This window comes from Sphingobacterium sp. JB170 (genome assembly GCF_900163865.1).
Classification (GTDB): domain Bacteria; phylum Bacteroidota; class Bacteroidia; order Sphingobacteriales; family Sphingobacteriaceae; genus Sphingobacterium.
Genome location: NZ_FUKU01000023.1, coordinates 1 through 4861 on the forward strand (window position 1 = coordinate 1; position 4861 = coordinate 4861).

At 39.5% G+C, this 4861-nt stretch carries 8 protein-coding genes; 3 read left to right on the forward strand and 5 right to left on the reverse strand.

What is annotated here, in order from left to right:
• Window positions 1-142: 142 nt before the first annotated feature.
• Window positions 143-1081: a replication initiation protein gene (locus FM107_RS05210; protein WP_218778926.1), complete on the forward strand. Its 939-nt coding sequence runs from the start codon at window positions 143-145 to the stop codon at window positions 1079-1081.
• A 27-nt stretch (window positions 1082-1108) separates the two neighbouring features.
• On the opposite strand, the gene FM107_RS05215 is transcribed toward FM107_RS05210, so the two are convergent.
• Genes FM107_RS05215 through FM107_RS05225 form a run of 3 tightly spaced genes read right to left on the reverse strand, consistent with a single transcriptional unit; the run spans window position 1109 to window position 2758 of the window.
• Window positions 1109-1660 carry a hypothetical protein gene (locus FM107_RS05215; RefSeq protein ID WP_086947464.1) on the reverse strand — a complete coding sequence of 184 codons (552 nt, stop codon included), beginning with the start codon at window positions 1658-1660 and terminating at the stop codon, window positions 1109-1111.
• A gap of 2 nt (window positions 1661-1662) precedes the next feature.
• On the reverse strand, window positions 1663-2466 hold the full coding sequence (locus FM107_RS05220) for a relaxase/mobilization nuclease domain-containing protein (protein WP_086947465.1): 804 nt from the start codon (window positions 2464-2466) through the stop codon (window positions 1663-1665).
• Complete coding sequence (locus FM107_RS05225) at window positions 2450-2758, reverse strand: hypothetical protein (RefSeq protein ID WP_086947466.1); 309 nt, start codon at window positions 2756-2758, stop codon at window positions 2450-2452. Before FM107_RS05225 ends, FM107_RS05220 begins: the two co-directional genes overlap by 17 nt.
• A gap of 372 nt (window positions 2759-3130) precedes the next feature.
• Here FM107_RS05225 and FM107_RS05235 point away from each other — a divergent pair, with 372 nt between their 5' ends.
• Both FM107_RS05235 and FM107_RS05240 read left to right on the forward strand, forming a co-directional pair.
• On the forward strand, window positions 3131-3313 hold the full coding sequence (locus tag FM107_RS05235; protein ID WP_086947468.1) for a hypothetical protein: 183 nt from the start codon (window positions 3131-3133) through the stop codon (window positions 3311-3313).
• Window positions 3314-3461: 148 nt separating this feature from the next.
• Complete coding sequence (locus FM107_RS05240) at window positions 3462-3866, forward strand: hypothetical protein (RefSeq protein WP_086947469.1); 405 nt, start codon at window positions 3462-3464, stop codon at window positions 3864-3866.
• A gap of 7 nt (window positions 3867-3873) precedes the next feature.
• Here the strand turns inward: FM107_RS05240 and FM107_RS05245 are convergent, their stop codons facing one another.
• Both FM107_RS05245 and FM107_RS05250 read right to left on the reverse strand, forming a co-directional pair.
• Window positions 3874-4146 carry a Txe/YoeB family addiction module toxin gene (locus FM107_RS05245; RefSeq protein ID WP_086947470.1) on the reverse strand — a complete coding sequence of 91 codons (273 nt, stop codon included), beginning with the start codon at window positions 4144-4146 and terminating at the stop codon, window positions 3874-3876.
• Window positions 4133-4408, reverse strand: a complete 276-nt coding sequence (locus FM107_RS05250; RefSeq protein WP_086947471.1) for a type II toxin-antitoxin system Phd/YefM family antitoxin — start codon at window positions 4406-4408, stop codon at window positions 4133-4135. The genes FM107_RS05245 and FM107_RS05250 overlap by 14 nt, the downstream gene beginning before the upstream one ends.
• Window positions 4409-4861 lie beyond the last annotated feature (453 nt).

Here is a 4861-nt window from a genome sequence, read left to right on the forward strand (position 1 = left end):
TTATAACGTTAAAACTAGTTTTTATAACGTTAAAACTAGTTTTTATAACGTTAAAGTACTGTATAAAAAACATATCTTGTTTTGATGTCTAGTTTTTTGTATCTTCGAATATTAATCAATGGATAGACGGAAAATGGAACTAATGAATATTCAAGACGCGAAAGAAGTCGGAGAAAAGATTTATAAGCAACATAACGCTATAACTTCGGGAAGATATGATTTTACAGCTTGTCAGCTAGATATTGTTTTTATGGTTTTAGCTTCTCTAAAAGAGGGGGAAACAAACTATAAGATACATACGAAAGACATTGAATTAATTACCGGTCGCCAATGGAACATATCACAGCTAACCAATAGTACAGAACAGTTACTTACTCGGATGTTTGAAGTCGAAACAGAGGACAGATATAGGCAATTTGTCTTATTTCAATATTTTGATTACCTCAAAGGAACTCGGACGATTGAAGTTAAGTTATCAGAAGTCGCGCTTCCTTACTTCTTCGAACTAAGGAATAATTTCACACATTTTCAATTAAAATCTGTCCTAGCCTGTACTTCAAGCTATGCAAAACGGCTTTATATGATTGCCTGCCAATGGCGTGCAGTTGGTAAATTTCCAAAAGCAATTCCTATTCTAGAACTGAAACAAATGCTAGGATTGGTGGATAAAAAAGGTGTTGAACAATATGAACGAATCTCTGCTTTTAAAGCTGATGTTTTAGATAAAGCTAAAAAGCAAATCAATGAGCATACCGATATCAGTTTTGATTATGAACTTTTCAAGCGTGGTCGCTCTTTTACACATATTCAGATTTATGTTAGCACATCAAAAAACAATCCAAAGCAACTGGAAATCGATTATAAAGAACCTATAGATTTCCAAAAGAATGTAAAAAACATCATGTCTTACGATATCAGCGAAGAATACGCTAGATTGATTGTTAAGGATGGTTACGATAAATTTATTGACTTTGTAGCAAAGGTTAATGAGCGTGCTAGAAAAGGGGAAATAAAAGTAGATAATGCTACAGCATATATCATCGGTTCTTATCAGAAAAAAGGGGTATTGCCTAAAAACTAAAAAGAAAGAAATAAAAAGGCAAGGTTTTTACTGCTCTGCCCTATCTTTTAGCCATTGGTTGAAGCTTCTTGCATCCCGTGGGTTTTCTTTCGCCCATTGCTTTAAATCGAACATGAGAGATTCGTATTTTGCCTTTTCTTCGATGGCGCCGATTATGGTGGATTTGTCAAAACTCCGAGTGACCTGGAGAGCGATAGTGACCAGGGCAACGAGGATCCCGCAGATCCCGAGCATCCAGATCATCTGCTTCGATGCTTTGTTTTTCGCCAGTACGGCATCTTTTATCTCCTTTAAGGCTTTTAAAGTCGTTTTTTGAATATTCTCGTTCGCTCGTTGCTCGAGGGAAACAATATCTCTTGTTATCTTGTTCAGAGAGCTAATTTCCTGCGATATAACGGACTTTACCGATTTCGACGACTCTACACGCTCATTTTCTAGAATCTTTTGATATACGGCTTGATTTTGCGTCATTTTGAAAACAGTCGATCCCAAATTCCTTACGATTTCCTGCGTCTGCTGTAGTTCCTGCGCAATGACCGACAATTGGTCTTCGTGCGCTGTAGTCTTGATTTTTGCCATGATTATCTGCTGAATCCTCTGCTTATATTTCGGGTTAAATCCTTGGCTAGGCTCATGACGTTCTGCTTGAACACTTGGTCTAGCTTGGGAAGCGTTATTTTTCGGTCGATATCGGAAGCTTTGAAATCGAATTTTCCGACCTGTATCCGATAGCCTTGGACAGCGCCCTGTTTGTTGATGGTTTCCTTAATTCCGATGCCTTTTTTTCCTGCTTTGGCTTTGAAATCATCCCACGAGGTTGATTTGGAAAGAATCTGATGCACGCTGTTTTTAATCTCTTCTTTCACCCCTTTGTTCACCTCGAGCTTGTTCTCCATAACCTCCTTTGCTCGGATTAAACCGTGCTTCTGCGCAATTTGGTCGGCTGAGTTCATTGCCCTGTACTGACAGTGTTTGTCGCTTATTGTTTTGCCATTGCAGTCGGTTCGGGAGGTGTAGATATGCACGTGCTTGTTCTTGGTGTCATCATGCACCCGCATGTAATACGGCTGGGTGCTAGGATCAATGCCCAACGTTTTTTCCATGAACTCTTTGCCCAGTCTGGTCAGCTGTTCGTCCGTCAGTTTCTTGCCGTCCTCGCCTGATGGACTGTAGACCATGCTAAAAACCTCGTTTTTGATTTCACTCGCGTTGGGATTATCGGCATTCCATTGCTTCAGCTCGGCCATGATTTCATTGGGTTTTTCTCCCAAAATCATGTTTTTGTCGAGTTCGTAACCGCGCTCTTTGGTCTCGTCAAGCTTGTCTTTGAACAGGTAGTCCATACCCTCGGAACTACCGCCAACGGCTTTACATTTTCCTATCATCGATGATGCTTTTTAGGTTTTTGATTACTTCCTCGAGCTCCTGCAGGAGCTCCGCTCTGGCATCCTTATGGATGAGATTGCGTAGTCTTTGCAGGTCGAGCAGGCCGTTTTTGATTGCGCCCAAAGTCTGTTTTTCCTCGGTGGTCTGCTTGCTGACAACCTTATAGCCAAAGGTCATGCTTCGGATATAATCCGCAAGCGTGTCGAGGTTCGTCTCGGACATGCGCTGCTGTAGCAGCGCTTTTTCGTAAGGAGTGACACGCATCTCGATGCGTTCGGTTCTTTTTGCCATTGTGCAGGATTTTGTGACCGTAGGGAACAAAACGAGAAAGGCGAAGTCGTCAAAAAATGCGCGTAAAGCATTTTTTGTACGGCGCTCGACACTTCTCGACCTTTCCGACGAAATAAAGGTAGGAGAAAAACGCCAAAGAAGCAAACAGCCCCTCCAAAGGGCTGGTTCTTCGTGGCTTTTTCGTGCGGAATGAAGCAAGGAAAAAGAGGTCCAGTGAACCTCTTTTGACGATGCTGAATTTCGACCTGCCTGTTTTCTCGGACCATTAAAAAATCTGCTTCTTTTTTTCTAGCCTGCTTTTTGACTGTTTTCATTAAGCAATGCATCATTGTAATATTACATAACTTTAGCTGTAGAATTTGATCAAAAAGTATGAATAACGATAAAAAGGAATATCCAGTAAATGGGCTTGAACGTGACTGCATTTCAAAAAGAGCAAGGCAAGTTCTTTGTTATGTTGGAAATATCAAAGGCATAAAAAAATATGCAAAAAACCAGCTCAACAGACGAATGAGAAGATACAATAAAACCGTTTCCAAGATACAGGATAACTGATTCCCTCCTACGCTCACTTACGGCCTGTCTCCTTCGGCAGACTTTCCTTCCTTCGGTCGGGCTGTTTATGGTAAAATCACTATATTTAAGGGTTGGACATAACCTAGACATTGTCCAATATTGACCATTGGACAATGTATATTTTAAGATGAACTACATAAACATCAAAGAAGCAGTAAAAGCGACTGGTAAAAGCGAGAAAACAATAAGGAGATTTTTGTCTAAGACTGAAAGTAAGCCCTTTACAGATAAAATAGAGAATAAACTTGTTGTTGACGTAAATTACCTATTCTCCTCATATCCACCTGTTAAAAGTGTCCAAGATGAGCCTAGACAAAAGCTGGACACTGACCAAAATATGTCCATGGACATTGACCATTTAGAGCTTACAAGCAAATTGGCTTTATATGAACAGGAAATAAGGCATAAAGATCAACTTTTAGCCGAAAAGGATGGTCGGATAATGGACTTACAGAAAGCTATGCTATTGCTCGAAGCTCCAAAAAAACAAGAGCAACCTGTACAAAAGAAAAAAAGATGGTGGCGTTTCTAGTTTGGGGTTATTTCTCCCCATAATGTCCATAGGCAGAAAGGACAAGAACTGTGACAATTTCATCTTCTATTGTATACACCAGACGGTGTTTATCGGTTATTTTTCTTGACCACTGATTAACTCTATTCTCCCCTAATGGCTTTGGATGACCTGTCCCGAATGTTGGATGTTCCTTGAGTTCTTCCAATAGCTTAGACAGCTTTTTATAAGCTTGAGGTTCGGATTTTTTCAGCTTAGCAACGTCTTTAATAGAGTCTAAAGTATAATCAATCTTGTACATCTGCACCCATTCTATCTAAAAAATCGTCCAAGCTTTCACCCTCTTTCATAGAATATCTTTTACCCTCTTTGGCCTGTTGTAAAGATTTATCGATTTTGACGAAAAATTCTTCCTTACTCATCAGTGTATCGTCTTCCGTGACAGGAACGATTTTATACGACTTGTTTTTTTTTCGCTGGATTAATATTTCCTCCCCTTTGTCCACTCGGTCAAAGTAGCTCGCTTGGTTCTCTCGGAACTCTCTTGATGTGATAACTAACATATTTTATTATTTGTGTACCAAAATAGTACACAAATATACGTTTTTTTACTAAAAGACACCAACCGAAGGGCGGTAGAGCGTGGCGAAGCACGCAAGCCACCCCCGAGCGCAGGGAATAGACTATGCAATTTGTTACCTTTTTATATAAAGCACTGATAATAAGGATAACATTACTTTAATATGACAATTTGAAGCGGCCGCAACATCTATCTTTTATTAATAATCCGTTTTCTCGTGGACTTTCCAGTTCCCCAGATATAGGGGAATCTTCGGTTTTTCAGGTCAAAAATCTTCGATTTTCACCCTAAAAAACCCCCTAAACGTTTATTTAATTATTTTAATTACTTTCCTATTTTGCGCGCTCTGTGAGCGCTGACAATCAACTAGTTACAAGCTTAAAAACTAGTTTTTATAACGTTAAAACTAGTTTTTATAACGTTAAAACTAGTTTTT